The following is a 20,495-nucleotide window of genomic DNA, read 5'->3' as shown; positions in this document are numbered from 1 at the left end:
CCGGCGGCACAGTCATGGCAAGCCCGCAGCGCGCGGTGACACAAACCCGGCCCTGAGACCAAGCCAAGGCTGCTGTCGACGCTCAGAAACCGGATCCGGCGCTCGGAGCACAATCGCTCCGTAGCGCCGGATTTGGTCCCCCACTGCTCCTTCTACCGGCAGCCTCGGAGTCTGTCCGCCACGTCTTTCAGCCGCCCCCGCTACCGCCAGAATCCGGTCCGATCCTCCTCGCGGGCCTCTCCGAGCGCCCACCGGCTGGCGCCGATTTCTAACTCAGACTCCTCAAAGGCCGATCAGGGCCTGGAGGGGGAGCGAGTGTCGCCTCGCTCGTGCCGCCCCCGCCATGCCGCGGTGACGACGTGCCCCGTGCGGGGCCCGGATGGTGTGGTGTCCGGTCCCGCACGGGACGGGAGCGTCAGCGCTTCATGAGGGCGAAGACTCCCCAGCCGAGGTATTCACGCGTGTAGCGCGCGTAGCGCGCGGGCTCGGTCGTGAGCTCCGCGCGTACCTGGGGGGCCAGTTCGTCGTCGGGGTTCTGGTCGAGCCAGCGGCGCATGGTGAGCCACTGGGCTGCGGCGTACCGGTCCCAGCTGTCCTGGTCGGCCAGCATCATTTCCACGACGTCGTAAAGTCGGCGATGCTGGTGGCGTGGCAGGCCTTGGCGGTCTCCTCGTCCGGAGGGGTCCGCCGCCAGTAGGGCTCGCCGATCAGCATCAGGCCTCCGGGGCGGAGGCTGCGGCTGAGCAGCTCGGCCGTTCCGGCGACGCCGTTCCCGATCCAGGCGGCGCCGACGCAGCAGGCCAGGTCGACCGGCTGGTCCGCGACATGGCCGGAGGCGTCGCCGTGGACGAACTCGACCCGGTCGGCGACGCCGAGTTCGGCGGCGCGGGCCTGGGCCTGGGCGGTGAAGACCGTGCTGATGTCCACCCCGGTGCCCGTGAAGCCCAGGTCGCGTGCCCAGGTGCACAGCATCTCGCCCGAGCCGCTGGCCAGGTCGAGCACCCGTGTCCCGGGGGCGAGGTGGAGCGCTTCGCCCAGGGCGGCGAGCTTCTCGGGAGTCAGCGGGTCGTGGATGCGGTGGCCGCTCTCGCGGATGGTGAAGATGCGGGGAAGGTCCATGACCAGATTCCTTTCCGTCATGCCTTGAAATTCGGGGACTGCTTGATGGCGCGTCGCAGGCGCGCGCCGTGCTTCTTCGGCCGCTCCAGCTCGGCGCGCAGCCGGGCGTCGGTGCGGGAGGCGGCGTGGGCGTTCTCGCGCTGAAGCCGGTGGTAGCTGTCGAGGCGCCGCCGGGTGAGATGGCCGTCGTCGATGGCTGCCAGGACGGCGCAGCCCGGTTCGGTGGTGTGGGCGCAGTCCGCGAAGCGGCAGTCCCGCGCCAGCTCGGTGATCTCGGCGAAGGTCTGGTCCAGGCCCTCGTCGGCATCGTGCAGGCCCACACCGCGCAGGCCTGGGGTGTCCAGCAGGACTCCGCCATGGGGCAGCGGCAGCAGCTCCCGCCAGGCGGTGGTGTGCCGGCCCTTGCCGTCGCTGTCGCGTACCGCGCCGGTGGCCAGGCGGTTCTCGCCCAGCAGCCGGTTGCCGAGGGTGGACTTGCCCGCGCCCGAGGGTCCGAGCAGGACGACCGTGCCCGACAGGTCGGCGGCGAGGGCGTCCATGCCCTCGCCGGTGGCGGCGCTGGTGACCAGCACCTCCACACCCGGTGCGACCTCGGCCACCTCGGACGCCGCCGACGCGGCATCGGTGGACCGGTCGGCCTTGGTGAGCACCACCACGGGCGTGGCGCCGCTCTCCCAGGCCAGGGCGAGCATCCGCTCGATCCGCCCGAGCTTGAGCGGGTCGGCGAGCGAGACGGTCACCGCCACGGTGTCGACGTTCGCGGCCAGTACCTGGCCTTGGGAGTCGCGCGACGCGGTGGAGCGGACCACGGCGGTCCGGCGCTCCAGTACCTCGACGACGGTGGCGGGGACGGCCGCGGTGGCCGGCCGGACGGCCACCCAGTCACCGGTGCACGGCGTCAGCCGATCACCGGTGCCCGGGACGACCACCGCGCGGACGGGCCCGGTCTCGACGACGACGTCGCACAGGCCGCGCTCGGCCCGCACCACGCGGCCCGGAACCAGTCCGGCGGCCCCCGACGGGGTGAAGGAACGCTCACGTTCGGCGTCCCAGCCGTAGTCGGCCAGAGTCAGAACGCGCGCAGGAGAAGAGAGAGAAGATCGGTGTGAAGTGCGTTGATGAAACAACGTGGAGACCCTTGAAAGGGGGCCCCGCCGGACGGCAGGCGTGCCGGGACTACTCCCAACAGGGAGGAAGGCAGGCGAAGGTCAGGACGAGGCCCGGGAAGTGAGGATGGTCCGGGCACCGCGCACAGCGGTGGTCTCCACGACAGTCATCAACTCACCTCCTTCGTCTCCGTAAGCGAACAGATTGTCGCTGCTGCAATTACTGTACCAGTGAACGTCGGCGCCGCTCGGGCGGCACGTTGGAGACGTGGACCCGGCAGACGCGGTTCCGCTCGTGGAGAGCGTCCAGCCTTCTTGGACCTTGCGCATGCCGGTGCGGTGCAGGCGCCTCCACTCCAGGTACACCGAGTCGACCGCCGTGAAGAACCGGAACAGCTCCTCCCTGCCGATCTCCGGGAACCTCCGCAGGCCTCCCAGCTCCTCGTCCGTGAACACCGGAGCGACCACCCAGCAACCTCCTGCCAGAGCCCGAAGATCCCCGGCCGAGTACTACGGCGACCCCTTCCTGCAGGTCCGCTTTCACCGGCCCCGGGCCGTCCAGGGGCGATCCGGGCGGCCGTCTCCTGACGTGGGGTGAGCCGCGGCTTGGGCGGCGGGCCCGGCGAGGTCCCGTACGGCTGCGGCCACCGCGCGCAGCTCGTCGAGCTGGGTGCGGCCGACGTTGCGCAACTCGGCGAGCTCGTCGTCGCTCGTGCGGCGCAGGTCGCCGATCGTGAACAGGCCTTGCGTATCAGGCTGTGGTACGTGCGGGTCGACAGCGGCAGCGCCTCGACGCAGATGCCGTCGGGCCAGGTCGAGAGCTGCAGCAGGTGCGCGATCGGCGCGCCCGGCGAGGTCACGGGCCAGGGCCGCGATCTGCTCGGGTGGCAGCGGCCCGCCAGCGCCGGCACCGTCAGCGCCCCGCCGAGGCCGACCGGCACCATCAGCGCCGCCACCTCCCACACATTGGTGTGCGCGCCGACGGTGAGCAGCGCCACCAGCCCGGCCACCTTCGCCGAGGCGAGGTTCACCACTGCGACCAGCGCCGTCATCGGTATGAACATCAGACCCGCGTGCAGCGCCGACTGCCCGCGCTCCTGCTGCAGGTACAGGCTGAAGATGAACACCCCGCCGTAGTAGGCGGCATTGAGCACCGCTGGTTGTCGGCTGGTAGCGGGAGCACTCTGGCGCGGTGAAGTGAGGGGACGCCGGACGGCGCGGGCCCGCCGCCCGGCGTAGCGGTATGCGTGGTCAGCCGGCTGCCTGTGCGGGCAGGCCCTTGTCGCCGTTGCCCCACGTCGCCGCCATCACCACGGAGTTGATCAGCCACCGGCCCGCGCCCGCGTCGCCCTGGCCCCCGACGGCCTCGACCCCGAGACACTGCGCTTCTCTCTACGCCGGCTCCTTGACGACCGAACCCGCCACGGCCCGCTCCCGCGTGACGCGGCGGCGCCGGGTCGGCAGCCCGAACGTCGGGTTGGCGACGCCCCAGGCGGCGCCCTTGCAGACCAGTTCCTTGTAGACCGCGGCCAGCCGCCCGGTCAGGACCGCCCGCACGCTGCGGTCGTCGGCGGTGACGTACTGGATCAAACCCTCCTTGCGGCCCAGCGAGATGCACTGGTTGAAGTAGCGGATCGGCACGTTCGGGAGCTTCCCGCCGGTCAGACGCGCCGCGATCGCACCGGCGGCCTGCCACGCGGCCGGAGTTCCCGAGGCGCACGACATGCGCAGCGGCTTGTTCCCGGGCCCCATCGCCATGGCCGCGTCGCCGATGGCGTACACGTCCGGGTGCGAGACCGAGCGCATGGTCCCATCGACCACGATCTGGCCGGTGCCGGTGACCTCCAGGGCGGTCGCCTTCGCGATCGGGTGGACCGCGAAGCCGGTGGTCCACACGGTGACCGCGGCCGGGATGGCCGCGCCGTCGGCGGTGGTGACGCGGCCGGCTTCGACGCCGGTGACGGCGGCGTGCTCGTGCACGGTGATCCCGAGCGTGCGGAAGACCTTCCGCAGGTGCTCGCGGCCCTTGGGCGACAGCCAGTCGCCGAGGCCGCCGCCGACGGCGAGGGCGACGTCGAGGTCCGGGCGGGCCTCGGCGATCTCGGTCGCGGCCTCCAGGCCGGTGAGGCCGCCACCGACGACGACCACGGTCTGCCCGGCGTCGAGGCGGGCGAGGCGCTCGCGCAGCCGGAGTGCTCCGGGCCGGCTGGCGATCTCGTAGGCGTGCTCGGCGGCCCCGGGGACGTCCTGGGCGTTCCAGCCGCTGCCGAGGGCGTAGACGAGCGTGTCATAGGCGAGTTCTTCGGCGCCGTTCGCGTCGACGACGGCGACCGTCTTGCGGTCGACGTCGACACCGGTGACCTTCGCGAGCCTCAGTTCGACGCCGGTGCCCGCGAACATCTCGCTGAACGGCCGGGGCTTGAGGTCCTGGCCGGTCGCCAGCTGGTGCATGCGGACGCGTTCGACGAAGTCGGGCTCGGCGTTGACGAGGGTGACGGCGACGTCCTCGCGGTGGAGCCGCTTGGCGAGGCGTCCGGCGGCGATGGCTCCGGTGTATCCCGCTCCGAGGACGATGATGCGGTGCTGCATGCCCTTGCTCCTGTCTTGCGCGATTTGCCACCTGAACCGGGCAGCACGCCGTTTCCTGACAGGAACGCGATGTGAAACACCTCACACAGCGCTCAGAAGGCCTTGAACAGGGGCTCTCCGTGGTCGGCGGCCGCCCAGTGCGCGGTCGCGCGTTCGAGCTTGTCGGGGTTGACCTGATTGCGGAGGGCGGCGATGCCCTCGGCGGTGACCTCCAGGCACATGACGCCGACGACCCGGCCGTCCACGACGGCCACGACGGCGGGGTCGCCGTTGGCGGTCCAGATGTAGATCTCGGGCGTGCCGCCGACCATGGCGCGCTTGACCTCGGCGGGTTTGAGCAGGCCCCGCAGGAACTTCGCGACCGCGACGGCGCCCTCGAACGCCTTGGCACGGGCCGGGATCTTCCCGCCGCCGTCGCCGATCGCGATGGCGTCCTCGGTGAGCAGGCGCACAAGCGGCTCGATCTGGCCGCTGGTGGCGGCCGCCAGGAACTCCTCGACGACGCGCCGGGTGACGGCCTCGCCGATCTCGGTGCGGGCCTTGCCGTCCGCGACGTGCTTCTTGGCGCGGTGGAAGATCTGCTGGCTGGCGGCCTCGGTGATGTCGAGGATCTCGGCGATCTCCCGGTGCGGGTAGTCGAAGGCCTCCCGCAGCACGTACACCGCCCGCTCGTTGGGGGACAGGCGCTCCATGAGGGTGAGGACCGCGTACGAGACCGACTCGCGCTGCTCGGCGGTGTCGGCCGGACCGAGCATCGGGTCCCCGGCGAGCAGCGGCTCGGGAAGCCATTGGCCCACGTAGGTCTCGCGGCGCGCCCGCGCGGAGGTGAGCTGGTTGAGGCACAGGTTGGTGAGAACCTTCGTCAGCCAGGCCTCGGGGACCTCGACGTGGTCGACGTCGGTGGCCTGCCAGCGCAGGAACGTCTCCTGCACGGCGTCCTCGGCCTCACCGGCGGAGCCGAGGAGGCGGTAGGCGATGGCCTCCAGGCGCGGCCTGGAGGCCTCGAACCGGTCGACGTGGTCCACGGTCAAGGGCATGACCCGATCCTAGATCGGGCGGTGCGTACTCCTCGGAGCCGGGCTCGGGTCTGTCGAAGGGCGCCGAGCAGGTGCTCGCCGCGTCTTGAGCAGGCCGGTTGGCAGGTCTGGGTCGGACGGAAAGCCCCCCGGATGACGCGACGCCTCCTCAGCGGCGTCTTTTCTGCGGCATCTTTTCAGGCGCTTCGCTCGTTGGCGAGGGGAAGACGCAGGACGAGACGGGCTCCGTCGTGGTGTTCGGCGACGTACAGCCGGCCGCCGTGCTCCTGGGCGATCTCCCGCGCGATGGGCAGGCCGAGCCCACACCCGCCGGGATCCCGTACGCGGGCCTCCTCCCGCCGGTAGTGGCGCTCGAAGACGCGTTCGCGGTCCTCCGGCGGGATGCCCGGTCCGTCGTCGAGGACCTCCAGGACGGCGTCGGGAGGGTCGGCGGTGACGACGACCTCGATCTTGGTTTGAGCGTGCCGCTCGGCGTTGGCCATGAGGTTGCCCAGCAGGCGGGCCAGGCGGATCGCCGCGGCGCGTACGTACACGTGCGGGTCGAGGCGGGTGAGGACGGCGGCGCGCGGGGTGCGGCGGTCCAGTTCCTCGCTGACGAACTCGCCGAGATCGATCAGGCGCTCGTCCTCGTGCGTCTCGCTGTCCGGCCGGGCGAGGTCGAGCAGGTCGGCCACGATGTCGTTGAGCCGTTCGGCGTCGCGCAGCAGCTTGCGCAAGATCGGCTGCAGGTCGATGCCGGGTTCGGACAGCGCGACCTCCAACTCGGTCAGCAGGCCCGTCCTGGGGTTGCGCAGGTCGTGGGAGGCGTCGTGGACCAGCCGGCGCTGCCGTTCGATGGCCTCGCGCAGCGCGGAGGTCGTCTCGCGCTGCTCCCGGTGCGCCTGCCTGAGCTGGTCGTTGAGGGTCTGCAGGCGCATGGTCAGGGAGTCCTGCTCGCCACCCACGCCGGAGCGCCGCAGCACGCGGACGAAGTCGGTGACCTCCTCGCTGCTGAGGACGATCCACCGGACCTCGCCGTCCGGGCCGAGCACGGGAGTGTTGACCGTGCTCCAATAGCGCTCCTCGAACACGCCGGGCCGGCCCGCCGCCTCGACGTCGTACCTCTGCAGGGGCATGAAGTCCCGGCGGTGGGTGGTCACCACCTGCTCCAGGGAGTCTCGCAGCATCCGCGCCCCCTGCTGCTCGGCGTCCTGCGGCGCCGCGGGGTTGGGCGGGAAGACGTCGAACAGATTGCGGCCCAGCACGTCCCGCGCGCTGCGCCCGGCCAGGTTGAGACAGGCGTCGTTCGCGGCGAGCACGACGAAATCGGGGGTCAGCAGCATCGAGGGGGCCTGGCCGGCCCTGAACACCGCCTCATAGTCGATCTCTGACCACATGACCACGGTGCCCTTCTCGCACCCCGTATTCCAGCCCCCGCAGTCGGCACGACTCCCGGCCGTCCGTACCGCGGCCGTGCTGTGTCCCATTCCCGCGAGGCCGCGGGTCAACGGGATAAGCCCCCGAACGGGCGACGGAAATGGCGATGAACGCGCCCGCGGCCATCACGACGACCGTCTGTCGGCGGTGCCTCATCCGGCCGGGCGCCGGGCCGTACGGGCGACGGCGACGGCCGCCGCGGCGCAGACCACGGACGGCACGACCAGCGCGTACGCCGCGCCGTGGTGTCCCTGATCGGGGACGCCGACGGTCACGAACGCGCCCGTCACGGCGACGCCGATCGTGGCGCCGCACTGCCGGGCCGCGTTGAGCAGTCCACCGGCCGCGCCGGCGGTGCCTTCGGGAGCCGCGGTCACGACCAGGGTCGCCAGGGCGGGCAGCGCGAACGACACACCGAAGCCGGTGGCCACCAGCCCGGCCAGCAGGAACGGGTAGGAGGCGCCCGCCCAGACGGCCGCGCCGAACGCGACGCCGCCGGCCGCGAGCAGGCCGAGCCCCGCCAGCACCGGCGGCAGTGGCCCGGATTTGACGACGATCCTGCCGGTCAGCAGCGGATTGACGGCGAAGGGCAGCGTCATGGGCAGGAGCGCCGCCCCAATCTGTCCCGGTGTCAGGCCCAGCGCCTGCTGGAAGAGCAGCGGCAGCACGAACAACACCCCGCTCATCGCGAAGTTGACCGCCGCCCCCGCCAGCAGCGCGCCGGGGACACCGGGTGTCCGCAGCACGGCGGGCGCCAGGACCGGTGCATGGCCGCGCCGCTCCCGTACGGCGAAGGCGCACGCCGCCACGGCAGTGGCGCCCGCCGACCAGGCGGCGTGGACGAAGGAGTGGGCGCCGAGCGCGATCAGCGTGTCGGTCAGCAGCGCCACCGCCGCGCAGGCCAGAATCTGGGCGCCCCAGTCGATACGCCGGTCGCCGCGCGGGCAGCGTACGGCCGCTCCGGCCGTGAACGCGAGGGTGACGGCGGCGACAGGGACGTTGATCAGGAAGATCGCCCGCCAGCCCGCCAGGTCGGTCAGCGCCCCGCCGGCCACCGGACCGGCCACGAGCGCTGCGCCACTGGTCGCCGCCCAGACGGCCACCGCCCTGGCCCGCTCGGCGGGCACCGGGTACAACCGGGCGATCATGGCCATCGACGCGGGGACGCAGCCCGCGGCGGCCAGGCCGAGCAGCGCCCGCAGCCCGACGAGCGCCCACAGCGACGGCGCGAACGCGCTCAGCAGGCTGCCGAGGCCGAAGGCGGCGACGGCCACCCGGAACACGCGGTGCGCGCCGTACCTGTCGGCCACCGACCCGGCCGTCAGCAGCGCGGCGCCGAACACGAGGGTGTAGCCGGTCACGGTCCACTGCAGCCCGGCGACGCCCGCGCCGCCGAAGGACCGGGCGAGGTCGGGCTCGGCGACCGACAGGACGGTGGTGTCGAGCAGCACCATGAAATAGCCGAGAGCGATCCCGGCCAGCGCGCGGGCCCGGGCGGGTGCGGGCCGTACGGGCGGCGCGGCCGGGGCGGAAACGGGGGATGTCATCAGGGAATCTCCAGGAGGTAGACGACCTGGGTTCACTGTGGAGCCCCCGACTGTGCGGCTCCACCGGCCCGGCCGCAGGGAGAGTTCGGAATAACCGAACGCTCCGGGCCCGTTCGGTGGGGCATGGAACTGCGGCAGTTGCGCACCTTCGAGGCGGTTGTGACACATCGGACCGTCACCGATGCCGCCGTCGCACTGGATCTCGCGCCGTCGTCGGTGTCGGAGCAGATCAGGACGCTGGAACGGGACCTCGGAGTCGCGCTGTTCGAGCGGGGTCCCCGGGGGATGCGCCTGACCTCGGCGGGCGAGCGCCTGCGCGGCTGGGCGCGCCGCCTGCTGGACCAGGCCGACCAGGCCCGGCGCGACGTCGTGGAGGCCCGCCCGGTGCTGCGGCTCGGCGCGCTGGAGACGATCGCGGCCGTGTACGTGCCCGCGGTCCTGGCCCGGCTGGCCGAGCGCCGTCCCGACCTCGTGGTGGAGGTGCGTTCGGACGGCGTCCGCGACCGGCTCCTGGACGCGGTCGCCGCCGCGGACCTCGACGCGGCGCTGCTGCTCGACACCGGGAATGATCTGGGCGGGCTCGGCTTCGGAGCGCCGGCCGCGCCGCTGGCCTTCCTCGACCTCGATCCCGTGCCGCTCGCGCTGGTCTCCGCGCCGGACCATCCGCTGGCCGCCTCGTCCCGGCTGCGGGAGGAGGACCTGTACGGCCAGCGGCTGCTGGTCAACGTGCCCGCGTGCTCGTTCTGGCTGGCGGGGGAGCGCCTGCTGGGCGACCGGGTGGAGCGGGTGCGGGCGGGCGGCGTGCCCGTCATGCGGGCGTGGGCCGAGCGCGGGCTCGGGATCACTCTGCTGCCGTGGTTCGCGGTCGCCGACCAGGTCGCCGCCAGCGCCCTCGCCCGGCTCGCGCTCGACGTCCCCGGCCTGAGCCTGCGCCTGGTGTGGCGGGAAGACCGCGAGGCCCTCCCCGGCATGCGCGAGATCCTGTACGCGAGCGCCGCCTCCGAGGCGGTCAGCCTCCCTCCGCCCGCCGATCACGGCGCTGCGCGGCGGTGAGCCAGGCCGCCGCCGCGAGGCCGAGCACGGAGGCGGCGGTGAGCCACCAGAAGGCGGCGTGGAAAGCGCCCTCCACCCCGTGGGGCAGCCGGGCGGTGAGCACCACGGCGAACACGGTCCCGCCGAGCGCGCCGCCCAGCCGCTGCAGAATGTTGACCTGCGTCGTGGCGTCCGCGAGCTGCTCGGGGGCGACCGCCTGATAGGCCGCGATGCCGGCCGGCGTCACGGCGACCGCGAGCGCCATGCCGCGCAGCAGCAGCAGGCCCTCCACCGCGATCGTGTTCATGTCCAAGTCGAGCAGCGCGAACGGCACGGTGGTGGCCACGGCGGCGAGGCCGCCGTACACGCTGACGATGCCACCGCCGAAGCGGTCCACGAGCCGGCCGCTCACCGGCAGGAGCAGGGCGGTGCCGAGGCCGAGCGGAATCAGCGCCAGCCCGGTCCCGGTCACCCCGGTGTCCCGGCCGACCTGGAAGTAGAGCGGGAACAGCAGCGTGGCGCCGAACATCGCGGCCCCGGTGAGCGCGGCGGTCACCGTGGCGGCGGCGTACGCCGGATTGGCGAACAGTCGCAGGTCGAGCACCGGATGGGCGGTGCGGCGCGCGTGCCAGGCGAACGCGGCGAGAGCGAGGGCGCCGGCGGCGACCGGGCCCAGTCCGCCGCCGAATCCGTTGGAGGAGGCGCCGCGCTCGCCCCAGGCGCTCAGACCGTAGATCAGGAGCGGGACGCCGGCGGCGACGAGCAGCAGCCCCGGCCAGTCGAGACGGCCGGGCCGCACGGGTGGCCGCTCGCGCGGCACGTGACGCAGGCCGAGATACAGGCCGAGCGCGCCCAGGGGGAGGTTGACCAGGAACAGCCACGGCCAGGAGCCGAGGTGCAGGACGAGGCCGCCGAGGGCGGGGCCGAGCGCGGGCGCGAGCGTGACCGCGATGCCGAGGGTCGCCATCACGCGGCCGAGGCGGTGTGTGCCGACCGCCAGGCCGAGCACGGTCTGCCCGGCGGGCAGGAGCAGGCCGGCGGTGAGCCCCTGCGCGACGCGGAACGCGACCAGCCAGCCGATGTCGCTCGCGAGGGCGCACAACCCGGAGGTGAGGGTGAACCCGGCGAGCGAGGCGAGCCAGACCGGCCCGGCGCCGTACCGCCGCCCGAGCCAGCCGCACGCGGGCAGCGACAGGCCCAGGGCGATCAGGTACGCGTTCGCCACCCACTGGGCGTCGCCGAGGCCGGCGCGCAGATCCGTCGCGATGGTGCCGAGGCCGACGTTGACGACCGAGGTGTCGAGCTGGCTCATGAACGCGCCGAACGCCATCACCAGGGCGAGCCGCCAGACGGGCCAGGGGATGGGCGCGTCGCCGGCCCTCATGCCGGCGGCGGCGGGAGCGGTCATCACGCCGCCGCCGGACGCCGGAGGGCCCGCAGCGCCCCGCCCCAGGCGGTGAGCTGGTCGAGCAGGACGTCCAGCTCCCGATCGCGCCGGGGGCCGGGGGTGAAGGCCTCTCCGTCGAAATCCGCCGACAGCGACAGCGCCACCTGCGCCCGGACGTCGGCGACCTGCAGCTCGCCCATGACCACACGCAGGTGCTCGACCGCGCGGGCGCCGCCCGCGTCGATGCCGTAGCTGACGAAACCGGCGGCCTTGTTGTGCCACTCCCGGTACAGGTAGTCGATCGCGTTCTTCAACGGGCCGGGGATCGACCGGTTGTACTCGGGGGTCACGAAGACGTACGCGTCGAAGCGCGCGATCGCGTCCGCCCACGCCTTGGTGTGCGGCCTGTCGTACCGTCCGTGGGCGGCGGGCCAGGGTTCGTCCAGCACCGGCAGGTTGTAGTGGGCGATGTCCACGACCTCGGCCGCGAGGCCCTTCCGGTGCGCGGCACGCCCCTGCACCCAGTGTGCGACGGCCTCGCCCCGGCGGCCCGGCCGGACGCTTCCCATGATGACGGCGACGGTGAGTTCGGACTGCATGACGTCCCCTCCGAGGGTAAAGTAAACCGTGTACGGCAAAAATTAGCGTAACCCCGATGGAGGGCAAGTGGACGGGTCAGATCGGCCGGACGGTCCGAGGCGTGGACGGCCGGCCAAGAACGAGGCCATCACCCGGGCCGCCCGCACCGTCTTCGGCCGCGACGGGTACGCCCGCACCACCACCGACGCCATCGCCCGCGAGGCGGGCGTCTCGACCCGCACGCTCTACAAGCATTTCGGCAGCAAGGAGCAGTTGTTCTCGGTGGTGCTCGCCGAGAGCGCGACCCGGGTCGCCGACGGCTTCGCCGAGTACGTCGAGCGCGGGCTGCGCGAGGCCACCGGGCCTGAGGAGCGGCTCGTCGCCGTCGGTCGCGCGCTGGTCGCCCATCGGGTCGACTTTCCCGAGCACTTCGCGCTCGTCCAGATGATCAACGTGGAGGGGCCGCACTTCCCCCGCCACCTGCTGGAGGAGTGGCAGGAGGCCGGACCGCTGCGCGTACGGGGCGAGGTCGTCCGCCGCCTGGGGGAGCTGGCCTTCGAGGGCCTGCTCCGGATCGCCGACCCGCAGCGCACGGCGCTGCACTTCATCGCTCTGGCGACGTTCGAGGCATCCACCCGGTCCGCCGAGGGACCGCTCACCGGCGAGCAGATCACGGACATGGTGACCGCAGGCGTACGGGCCTTCCTGGACGGTTACCGCAGGACGGGGGACTGAACGGCGGCCCCCGACGCGCCGCAGGTCAGGCGATGGGTGTGGGTTACCGGCATGCTGTATTGTCGGTGGCGCGACATACGATTCCCGCGTGAGCAGCAAACCCGCCTCGGCACAGCGCCTGCGCGATCTCGCGCTGCTGCGCCGCGTCCGTGACCGGATCGACCGGGAGTACGCCCAGCCGCTGGACGTCGAGGCGCTCGCCCGCGGTGTGAACATGTCCGCCGGGCACCTCAGCCGCCAGTTCCGGCTCGCCTACGGCGAGTCGCCGTACAGCTATCTGATGACGCGGCGGATCGAGCGCGCGATGGCGCTGCTGCGTCGTGGCGACCTGAGCGTCACCGAGGTCTGTTTCGCGGTCGGCTGCTCGTCGCTGGGCACCTTCAGCACCCGCTTCACCGAGCTGGTCGGTGTGCCGCCCAGCACCTACCGGCGCCAGGCGGCGAGCGCGACGGCCGGGATGCCGCCGTGTGTGGCGAAACAGGTGACCAGGCCGGTCAGGAATCGAGAAGCGCGAGTCGCAGAGCCGCAGCTAGCGTGACTACCATGGACGTCACCATTCACTCGACCTTCCTCCCGCACGACGACGCTGACGCGGCCCTGGCCTTCTACCGTGACGCCCTCGGCTTCGAGGTCCGCAGCGACGTCGGTTACGGCGGGATGCGCTGGATCGCGGTCGGCCCCGTCAACCAGCCCGGCACGTCCATCGTCCTGTACCCGCCGGACGGCAACCCCGGCATCACCGACGACGAGCGCCGCACGATCGCCGAGATGATGGCCAAGGGCACCTACGCCATGATCACCCTGGCCGCCGAGGACCTCGACGGCCTCTTCGACCGGCTGCGGGCCCGCGGCGCCGAGGTCGTGCAGGAGCCGACCGAGCAGCCGTACGGGGTTCGCGACTGCGCCTTCCGCGATCCCGCCGGCAACATGATCCGCATCAACGAACTGCGCTGAACCGCCACGCCGCACCGCTGGTGCCGCGTCTGCCCCGTGCCGGCGAGAGGACCAGACGTACCGCTCGAAGCTGTTTGAATCGAGCCTGGCGACGCCGGCGAAGACCGCGAAGGCGGCCCCCGCCTGAACACATGGAGAACACGATAAGCATGGCCACGAGGACGGACGCGCAGTCCCCTGAGCTGCACGTCGCCGACACCCACGACCTGATTCGCGTGTACGGCGCGCGCGAGAACAACCTCAAGGACGTCAGCATCGAGATCCCGAAGCGCCGGCTGACGGTGTTCACCGGCGTCTCCGGCTCGGGTAAGAGCTCTCTGGTGTTCGACACGATCGCCGCGGAGTCGCAGCGGCTGATCAACGAGACGTACAGCGCCTTCGTGCAGGGGTTCATGCCGACGCTGGCGCGGCCCGAGGTGGACGTGCTCGACGGGCTGACCACGGCGATCATCGTCGACCAGCAGCGGATGGGCGCCAACCCCCGCTCCACGGTCGGCACCGCCACCGACGCCAACGCGATGCTGCGCATCCTGTTCAGCCGGCTCGGGGAGCCGCACATCGGCTCGCCCCAGGCGTTCTCCTTCAACGTCGCCTCGATCAGCGGAGCGGGCGCGGTCAAACTCGAGCGCGGCGGCAAGACCGTGAAGGAGCGGCGCGAGTTCAACATCACCGGCGGCATGTGCCCGCGCTGCGAGGGCATGGGATCGGTGACCGACATCGACCTGTCCCAGCTGTACGACGACAGCAAGTCGATCAACGAGGGCGCGCTCACGATCCCGGGCTACAGCATCGACGGCTGGTACGGCCGCATCTTCAGCGGCTGCGGCTTCTTCGATCCCGACAAGCCGATTCGCGAGTTCACCAAGAAGGAGCTCCACGACCTGCTCCACAAGGAGCCGACCAAGATCAAGGTCGACAACATCAACCTCACCTACGAGGGGCTGATCCCGCGGATCCAGAAGTCGTTCCTGTCCAAGGACGTCGAAACGCTGCAGCCGCACATCCGGGCGTTCGTGGAGCGGGCGGTCACGTTCACCACCTGTCCCGAGTGCGACGGCACCCGGCTCAGCGAGCCCGCCCGGTCCTCGAAGATCAAGGGGATCAGCATCGCCGACGCCTGCGCGATGCAGATCAACGACCTGGCCGAGTGGGTGCGCGGCCTGGCCGAGCCGTCGGTCGCGCCGCTGCTCGCCACACTGCAGCAGACCCTCGATTCGTTCGTGGAGATCGGGCTGGGCTATCTGAGCCTCGCCCGGCCGTCGGGCACGCTGTCGGGCGGTGAGGCGCAGCGCGTCAAGATGATCCGCCACCTCGGGTCGTCGCTCACCGACGTGACGTACGTCTTCGACGAGCCGACCACCGGCCTGCACCCGCATGACATCCAGCGGATGAACGACCTGCTGCTGCGCCTGCGGGACAAGGGCAACACGGTGCTCGTCGTGGAGCACAAGCCGGAGATGATCGCGATCGCCGACCACGTCGTCGACCTCGGCCCCGGCGCCGGCACGGCGGGCGGCGCCGTCTGCTTCGAGGGCACCGTCGAGGGGTTGCGGACAAGCGGCACCGTCACCGGCCGGCACTTCGACGACCGAGCCGTCCTCAAGGAGACCGTGCGGAAGCCCACCGGTGCGCTGGAGATCCGCGGTGCGACGGCCAACAACCTCCAGGACGTCGACGTCGACATCCCGCTCGGCGTGCTGTGCGTCGTGACCGGTGTCGCCGGCTCCGGCAAGAGCTCGCTGATCCACGGCTCGATCCCGGCCGGCGCGAATGTGGTCTCGATCGACCAGGGCGGGATCAAGGGCTCGCGGCGCAGCAACCCGGCGACGTACACCGGGCTGCTCGACCCGATCCGCAAGGCGTTCGCGAAGGCGAACGGCGTGAAGCCTGCGCTGTTCAGCGCCAACTCCGAGGGCGCCTGCCCCACCTGCAACGGCGCCGGCGTCATCTACACCGACCTGGCGATGATGGCGGGGGTCGCCACCACCTGCGAGGAGTGCGAGGGGAAGCGGTTCCAGGCATCGGTGCTGGAGTACCACCTCGGCGGCCGCGACATCAGCGAGGTGCTCGCGATGCCGGTGACCGAGGCCGAGGAGTTCTTCGGCGCCGGCGAGGCGCGCACACCGGCCGCGCACGCCATCCTCAAGCGGCTCGCCGACGTCGGGCTCGGCTACCTCACCCTCGGCCAGCCGCTCACCACGCTGTCCGGCGGTGAGCGGCAGCGGCTCAAGCTGGCCACGCACATGGGCGCCAACGGCGGCGTCTACGTCCTCGACGAGCCGACCACGGGCCTTCACCTCGCCGACGTCGAGCAGTTGCTCGGCCTGCTGGACCGGCTGGTCGACTCCGGCAAGTCGGTCATCGTCATCGAGCACCACCAGGCGGTCATGGCGCACGCCGACTGGATCATCGACCTCGGTCCCGGCGCCGGTCACGACGGTGGCCGGATCGTCTTCGAGGGCACCCCGGCCGATCTCGTCGCCGCCCGCTCCACCCTCACCGGCGAGCACCTCGCGGCCTACGTCGGCGCCTGACCCAGCAGACCGGGCGCGGGCCCGCTTCGGCGGGCGTACGGGCCGGTCCGGGCCGCCGCCGAGGTCCTGGCAGGCGGGGCCCGGGGCTATGCGGTCCGGGGGATCAGAGGGATTGGGAGGATCTCGGGAGAATCTCGGGAGATAGGGTGCGTCGGTGGAGGAACTGAGTCGTCTGTTCCGCTCGGCCGCCGACCACGCGGCCGCTTACCGGCGGTCGTTGCCCGACCGGCCGGTCGGAGTGCCGATCGACCAGGATGCGTTGGCCGACGCGTTCTCCGGCCCGCTGCCCCCGGCCCCTTCCCCGCCGGAACAGGTGCTGGCGGACCTGCTCGCCGCGGCCGAGCCCGGCCTGGTCGCGAGCGCCGGCCCGCGATACTTCGGCTTCGTGGTCGGCGGCGCGTCGCCGGCCGCGACCGCGGCCGACATCCTCGCCGCCGGTTGGGACCAGATCGCGACCAACGCCGTCACGTCGCCGGCGGCCATCGCGGCCGAGGCTGCCGCCGGCGCCTGGCTGAAGGAGCTGCTGGGGATCCCGCCGTCGGCGTCGGCCGGTTTCGTGACAGGCGGCCAAGCGGCCAACACCGTCGGGCTCGCCGCCGCCCGGCACCAGGTGCTGGCGGACGTGGGCTGGGACGTGGAACGGCGCGGGCTGATCGGAGCGCCGCCGATCCGGGTGATCGCGGGGGAGGAGCGACACGGGACCATCGACCGGTCGCTGCGTCTGCTCGGCCTCGGGACGGACGTGCTGGATCCAGTGCCCGCCGGGCCGAACGGCGACATCGACCTCGGGGCGCTGCGGGATGTGCTGCGAGCCGGCCCCCCGGGCCCCGCCATCGTGTGCCTCCAGGCCGGCAACGTGAACACCGGCGCCTGCGACCCGCTGCGGGAGGCGTGCGAACTGGTCCACCGGCACGGTGGGTGGGTGCATGTCGACGGGGCGTTCGGGCTGTGGGCCGCGGCGAGCCCCACGACCCGGCACCTGGTGGACGGGGTGGAACTGGCCGACTCCTGGGCCTGCGACGGCCACAAATGGCTGAATCTTCCGTACGACTCGGGCTTCGCGTTCTGCGCACGGCCCGCCGTGCATGCGGCGGCGATGTCCTACGCCGCCCCCTACCTGACCGGTTCGGGCGGCGCACATGCGGGAGCGGATCTCACCGCAGAATCCTCGCGTCGCGCGCGCGGGTTCGCCGTGTGGGCCGGACTGCGGGAACTGGGCCGCGACGGGGTCGCGGCACTGGTCGACCGCTGCTGCTCGCTGGCCTGCCGGTTCGCCGAGGGCCTGACCTCGGCCGGGTTCGAGGTGGTCAACGAGGTGGTCCTCAACCAGGTGCTGGTGGGCTTCGGCGACGACGCGCGCACCGACCGGGTGGTGGCGGCGGTGCAGGCGGACGGCACCTGCTGGGCGGGTGGCACGACCTGGCGGGGACGGCGACTGATGCGGATCTCGGTGTCGAACGCCACCACGACCGAGGCGGACGTGGACCGGTCGGTCGCCGCGATCACCCGCATCGCCGACCTGGAAGCCACCGGCCCGGGGTCGTGATGATATGTGGCCGGAAATTCCGCTAAGGGGAAGTCGCGGGTCCGCGAGCTGGTGTGTCGTCGCTCGGCGGTGGTGGTGGGGCCGTTGACCTGCTCGTCCAGCGCGAGGTGTACCCCCGGCGGAAGACCCGGCAAGTCCACCTCCAGCACCGTGGCCAGGGCAGGTGATCCGATAACGCTGCCGCGGGAACGGGGTTTGTGACGGATCTTGTGAGCCATCGCCGCACTTCAGAGGCACACCCGCACTGTTCTGCCAGCGGTGAACGCCGGCCCGACCGGAGCTCGGTGATCATTACGGTCCAGTCATGACGACGATTACGACGCGCACGATCGAGGGGTCCCGGTAGCAATGAAGAAATTTCCAACGAAGTAGTGCCTGACCTGCGGTAATGGAGCGCCGTCCGACCGATGTCTCAGTGCAATCACGGTAAGGCGATCGCCAGTCCAAGGCACAGCGTCGGTCGAGCAGGGCGAAACTGTCGGCAACTCGTGGAACGCTGCTGTGATGTCGGGATTTACGCGCGACACCAAGCGCTACGGCGACAAACTCGTGTACGAGGCGCTCGGCTCGAAGTGGCGCCGCTACCACGACACCCACTGCAGGTGCGGCCTGAACTGGGTCACCGAGCACGCCGAACCGGCCGGATTCACCGTGGTGCGCTCCGGCACCGGCTGGGTTGCCCTGATCGGCCCGGGCCTGACCGAGGACGTCGACGAATCCGCGCTGACCACCGATGCCCTCTGGGAGGCCGTCACCGGCAAACCCGGCCTGGGCTGGCCGGAGCCGGTGAAGGTCATCGACCGGGGCGAGGCTACCCCAGCGATCCCTCAACGACCGGCGCCCCCCACCGCTGCCAAACGGCGCGAACGTCGCCCCGAAGCGGAGCCCGGCCCGGCCACCGACAAGCAGGTGAAGTACCTCACCACGCTGGTCGGCAGGGTCGGGCGCGAGCGATTCGACACCGCGTACAACGCGGTGGTCCACGGCACTGAGATCGCGCCGCGCGGAGCCGACGAAAGGACCGGCCAGGCATTGCGGCGCTTGTCGAGAGCCGCTGCCCGCAAGCTGATCACTGCTTTGGCCGGCCCCTGACCCTGTGACCGGTCATGGACTCTTCGAGATCCAAGTCCGGCACCTCTCACCGCGCTTCACCCCACGCACTGAGCCGTGCCGGCGCGGTGGCGTCCTTGGGTTCCAGCCGCAGCGCCGGTAGGAGAGCGGCCGCGTGTATGAGTGACAGCGTGATCTTCGTCCCGGCGAGGGCTCCCAAGCGTCTCCGCCGTCATCACTCGTGGGCGGGGCATTCCTCGGCCAGGAGCGCGTATGAGAGACCGTCGAGCCATCCCTTGGTGCGGTGGAGTGAGTCTCTCACCGTGTGCTGTTCGCGGCGCATCCCGACCCGCTCCATCAGCCGCCACGAGGATTCGTTGTCGTAGAAGCAGTCCGCGTGCAGGCGGCGCAGGCCAAGACTCTTGAAGGAGATCTCGATGAGGGCGCGTACCGCTTCGGTGGCGTAGCCCTTGCCGCCGTAGGAGGGATCGAGCGTCCACCCGAGCTCTCCTTGGACGCTTTCCGCCTGGTCAGCGACCTCTTCCTGGGCCCAACCGTCCTGGACCTTCAGTGTCAGGTCGCCGATCACCCGGCCGTCCAGTTCGACGATGAGCAGGTCTACGCCGCTCGGCTGCCCTCGCCGAGGGCAGCCGGGCGCTGGAGCAAGCTGTCACCGACCTGGTGGCCGCCGCCGTGCGGGACGGCGCCGTTCGCGACGACGTGGGTGCCGGTGCCGTGATGATGGCGCTGCATGGCATCGGTGCGGCCCATGACCGCCCCGGTTGGCGGGCCGAGGCCGACGGTGTCATCACCCTCGTGCTGGACGGGCTGCGCCGGTCGCACTCGGGCGACGGTCAGCGCGAGCACGAGCAGGAGAGTGTCGGTGAGTTGAAGTGAGAATACCTTTCTGGCGAGTATCCGGGGGCTGAGATGCCCCCGGCTACTCGCCAGGCAAATGTGTTGAATGTTCGGCGGATACCAGGGAGATCCCAGAAGGCCGGAACGCCCTGTCGGCGACACAGCGCGGTGTTCGGCACAGGTCCACGTGCCGACGCTGCTCACAGGCCACATCTCCCGGCGGTGAGTGCGGTGATTGCGCACTCGGCGGCGTGCCGTGCCGCGAGTGCGGAGGGGAAGGGTGCACAGCTGCGAGAGGCGGGGTCGGCCGGTCCGCTGGTGATCCGCCACTGCCAGGCGGTGTGTGCGGCGGGGCGTGAGGGGTGATGCCAGACGGGTGCCGCAGTCGGGGGAGCGTTCCGCGCTGTCTGGACCAGTACGTCGTATGTCACCCCGCCGCCCGCTGCGGTGGCGGCATGCCTCCCGCCGTTGTCGTGAACGGTCCAGTCCAGGGGTGTCGGGGTCGACTCCGACACCTCCAGAAGGGCGTCCGCGAGGTCGGCCAGAATCCGGTACAGCGCGGCTCGTACCACCTCGGTGTGGTCTCGGCCCCAGTGGCACGGGGTCCGTTCGGCGACCTCCTGCGCGAGGGTATGCGCGGCGAGTTCGTCCAGCAGGTCTCCGGCGCCGGGATCTCCTTCCGCCAGGACGGCGGCAGCGCCTCGCGAGAGATCGTCCCGGGTCATCGCGGTGCCGCGGGCCAGTTCCCACAGGTCGGCCGGTCCGAGGTCGTCGACCGTGCGCCGGATGCAGAGGACTGCCGTGTCCGAGGGGGCCGGGATTTCGGCGTTCAAGAGGCCCGCGCGCACGTCCGTGGCGGCGCTCACATCGCCTGGCTGCAGCACGCCTGTCGGCACCGACCCCGCTGCCTGGAGGACCCGCTCGTGGATGCGACGTACGGGATGAGGCCCGCGGGGAGGTGCCGGTCGTCCGACCAGTGTGCACAGGGCGTCGAGCAGGTGCGCCG

Annotated in this window: 20 protein-coding genes and 1 pseudogene; 9 read left to right on the top strand and 12 right to left on the bottom strand. The window is 71.7% G+C overall.

What is annotated here, in order from left to right:
- Positions 1-415: 415 nt before the first annotated feature.
- From ACQEVJ_RS22475 to ACQEVJ_RS22460, 4 genes are all read right to left on the bottom strand, one after another.
- On the bottom strand, positions 416-619 hold the full coding sequence (locus ACQEVJ_RS22475) for a hypothetical protein (RefSeq protein WP_433104037.1): 204 nt from the start codon (positions 617-619) through the stop codon (positions 416-418).
- Entirely contained in the window at positions 610-1,140 is a 531-nt protein-coding gene (locus ACQEVJ_RS22470; RefSeq protein ID WP_433104035.1) for an SAM-dependent methyltransferase, read from the bottom strand. The genes ACQEVJ_RS22475 and ACQEVJ_RS22470 overlap by 10 nt, the downstream gene beginning before the upstream one ends.
- Positions 1,137-2,108, bottom strand: a complete 972-nt coding sequence (gene rsgA / locus ACQEVJ_RS22465) for a ribosome small subunit-dependent GTPase A (RefSeq protein ID WP_433104033.1) — start codon at positions 2,106-2,108, stop codon at positions 1,137-1,139. Before rsgA ends, ACQEVJ_RS22470 begins: the two co-directional genes overlap by 4 nt.
- Before the next feature lie 219 nt (positions 2,109-2,327).
- Entirely contained in the window at positions 2,328-2,693 is a 366-nt protein-coding gene (locus tag ACQEVJ_RS22460; RefSeq protein WP_433104031.1) for a hypothetical protein, read from the bottom strand.
- 126 nt (positions 2,694-2,819) lie between these two features.
- Between ACQEVJ_RS22460 and ACQEVJ_RS22455 the strand changes: the two genes are divergently transcribed.
- Positions 2,820-3,362, top strand: coding sequence for a hypothetical protein (locus tag ACQEVJ_RS22455; RefSeq protein WP_433104029.1), 543 nt, complete (start codon positions 2,820-2,822; stop codon positions 3,360-3,362).
- A gap of 255 nt (positions 3,363-3,617) precedes the next feature.
- Here ACQEVJ_RS22455 and ACQEVJ_RS22450 read toward each other — a convergent pair whose 3' ends face one another.
- The 4 genes from ACQEVJ_RS22450 to ACQEVJ_RS22435 form a co-directional block, all read right to left on the bottom strand.
- The gene (locus ACQEVJ_RS22450) at positions 3,618-4,814 is read right to left on the bottom strand and encodes an NAD(P)/FAD-dependent oxidoreductase (RefSeq protein ID WP_433104027.1); all 1,197 of its coding nucleotides are present in this window, start codon (positions 4,812-4,814) and stop codon (positions 3,618-3,620) included.
- A gap of 92 nt (positions 4,815-4,906) precedes the next feature.
- Positions 4,907-5,851, bottom strand: a complete 945-nt coding sequence (locus tag ACQEVJ_RS22445) for an RNA polymerase sigma-70 factor (RefSeq protein ID WP_433104025.1) — start codon at positions 5,849-5,851, stop codon at positions 4,907-4,909.
- A 176-nt stretch (positions 5,852-6,027) separates the two neighbouring features.
- Entirely contained in the window at positions 6,028-7,227 is a 1,200-nt protein-coding gene (locus tag ACQEVJ_RS22440; protein WP_433112892.1) for an ATP-binding protein, read from the bottom strand.
- A gap of 192 nt (positions 7,228-7,419) precedes the next feature.
- A complete protein-coding gene (locus tag ACQEVJ_RS22435) occupies positions 7,420-8,814 on the bottom strand; it encodes an MFS transporter (protein ID WP_433104023.1) in 1,395 nt (464 codons plus the stop codon).
- A gap of 123 nt (positions 8,815-8,937) precedes the next feature.
- Here ACQEVJ_RS22435 and ACQEVJ_RS22430 point away from each other — a divergent pair, with 123 nt between their 5' ends.
- Positions 8,938-9,867 (top strand): LysR family transcriptional regulator, encoded by a 930-nt coding sequence (locus tag ACQEVJ_RS22430; protein ID WP_433104021.1) that lies wholly within the window; start codon positions 8,938-8,940, stop codon positions 9,865-9,867.
- Here ACQEVJ_RS22430 and ACQEVJ_RS22425 read toward each other — a convergent pair.
- Together ACQEVJ_RS22425 and ACQEVJ_RS22420 are read right to left on the bottom strand one after the other, a co-directional pair.
- Positions 9,824-11,254 carry a DHA2 family efflux MFS transporter permease subunit gene (locus ACQEVJ_RS22425; RefSeq protein WP_433104019.1) on the bottom strand — a complete coding sequence of 477 codons (1,431 nt, stop codon included), beginning with the start codon at positions 11,252-11,254 and terminating at the stop codon, positions 9,824-9,826. The genes ACQEVJ_RS22430 and ACQEVJ_RS22425 overlap by 44 nt on opposite strands.
- Positions 11,254-11,832, bottom strand: coding sequence for an NADPH-dependent FMN reductase (locus tag ACQEVJ_RS22420; RefSeq protein ID WP_433104017.1), 579 nt, complete (start codon positions 11,830-11,832; stop codon positions 11,254-11,256). Before ACQEVJ_RS22420 ends, ACQEVJ_RS22425 begins: the two co-directional genes overlap by 1 nt.
- 67 nt (positions 11,833-11,899) lie before the next feature.
- On the opposite strand from ACQEVJ_RS22420, the gene ACQEVJ_RS22415 reads away from it, so the two are divergent.
- The 6 genes from ACQEVJ_RS22415 (at position 11,900) to ACQEVJ_RS22390 (ending at position 18,673) form a co-directional block, all read left to right on the top strand.
- A complete protein-coding gene (locus tag ACQEVJ_RS22415; RefSeq protein ID WP_433104015.1) occupies positions 11,900-12,547 on the top strand; it encodes a TetR/AcrR family transcriptional regulator in 648 nt (215 codons plus the stop codon).
- An 88-nt stretch (positions 12,548-12,635) separates the two neighbouring features.
- Positions 12,636-13,085 (top strand): helix-turn-helix transcriptional regulator, encoded by a 450-nt coding sequence (locus tag ACQEVJ_RS22410; RefSeq protein ID WP_433104013.1) that lies wholly within the window; start codon positions 12,636-12,638, stop codon positions 13,083-13,085.
- Between the two features lie 5 nt (positions 13,086-13,090).
- Positions 13,091-13,501: a VOC family protein gene (locus ACQEVJ_RS22405; protein ID WP_433104011.1), complete on the top strand. Its 411-nt coding sequence runs from the start codon at positions 13,091-13,093 to the stop codon at positions 13,499-13,501.
- A gap of 149 nt (positions 13,502-13,650) precedes the next feature.
- The gene (locus tag ACQEVJ_RS22400) at positions 13,651-16,035 is read left to right on the top strand and encodes an ATP-binding cassette domain-containing protein (protein WP_433104009.1); all 2,385 of its coding nucleotides are present in this window, start codon (positions 13,651-13,653) and stop codon (positions 16,033-16,035) included.
- A gap of 154 nt (positions 16,036-16,189) precedes the next feature.
- Positions 16,190-17,581 carry a pyridoxal phosphate-dependent decarboxylase family protein gene (locus ACQEVJ_RS22395; protein WP_433104007.1) on the top strand — a complete coding sequence of 464 codons (1,392 nt, stop codon included), beginning with the start codon at positions 16,190-16,192 and terminating at the stop codon, positions 17,579-17,581.
- Positions 17,582-18,085: 504 nt separating this feature from the next.
- On the top strand, positions 18,086-18,673 hold the full coding sequence (locus ACQEVJ_RS22390) for a hypothetical protein (RefSeq protein ID WP_433104005.1): 588 nt from the start codon (positions 18,086-18,088) through the stop codon (positions 18,671-18,673).
- Positions 18,674-18,866: 193 nt separating this feature from the next.
- Here ACQEVJ_RS22390 and ACQEVJ_RS22385 read toward each other — a convergent pair whose 3' ends face one another.
- Positions 18,867-19,247: a GNAT family N-acetyltransferase gene (locus ACQEVJ_RS22385; RefSeq protein WP_433112890.1), complete on the bottom strand. Its 381-nt coding sequence runs from the start codon at positions 19,245-19,247 to the stop codon at positions 18,867-18,869.
- 11 nt (positions 19,248-19,258) lie between these two features.
- On the opposite strand from ACQEVJ_RS22385, the pseudogene ACQEVJ_RS22380 reads away from it, so the two are divergent.
- Positions 19,259-19,528 (top strand): annotated as a pseudogene (locus ACQEVJ_RS22380) (hypothetical protein); the annotation flags it as partial.
- A 161-nt stretch (positions 19,529-19,689) separates the two neighbouring features.
- Here the strand turns inward: ACQEVJ_RS22380 and ACQEVJ_RS22375 are convergent.
- Positions 19,690-20,355 carry a hypothetical protein gene (locus ACQEVJ_RS22375; RefSeq protein ID WP_433104003.1) on the bottom strand — a complete coding sequence of 222 codons (666 nt, stop codon included), beginning with the start codon at positions 20,353-20,355 and terminating at the stop codon, positions 19,690-19,692.
- Positions 20,356-20,495: the final 140 nt, after the last annotated feature.

It is taken from the genome of Microbispora sp. CA-102843 (assembly GCF_050936215.1).
In the GTDB taxonomy this organism is placed as follows: domain Bacteria; phylum Actinomycetota; class Actinomycetes; order Streptosporangiales; family Streptosporangiaceae; genus Microbispora.
Note: the sequence above shows the minus strand (reverse complement) of the source record. Positions and strands in the feature narration are given on the sequence as shown.